1 protein-coding gene is annotated in these 316 nt (G+C 68.4%); it reads right to left on the reverse strand.

The window, feature by feature from the left end:
* Nucleotides 1–287: hypothetical protein (locus IG86_RS39595; protein ID WP_199814463.1), on the reverse strand; the 287-nt coding region annotated here is incomplete at its 3' end.
* Between the last annotated feature and the right edge of the window lie 29 nt (nt 288–316).

A 316-nucleotide genomic window follows, 5' to 3' on the forward strand; every position in this document is an offset into this window, starting at 1 on the left:
CCATTGGTGTCGACGAACGCCACCAGGGTGCCGGCCGCGTTCGTCGCGATCGGCGAACCGGGCCGGGCCTTGCCACCGATCGGAGACGGACCCTGCCACGCACCGTTGCTCACCCAGTCGTTCATCACATTGCCGTCGGCATCGATGAAGAACGCGTGGTCGGCACTGGCATTCAGCACCACCGGCGAATCCCCCCGGGCCTTGCCACCGATCCCCGCCGGACCCTGCCAGGCACCATTGCTCACCCAGTCGTTCGCCACACTCCCGCCGCCGTCCACGAACGCCACGTGCGTCGCACCGGCATCCATCGACACCG

It is taken from the genome of Streptomyces virginiae (assembly GCF_000720455.1).
Lineage (GTDB): Bacteria > Actinomycetota > Actinomycetes > Streptomycetales > Streptomycetaceae > Streptomyces > Streptomyces virginiae.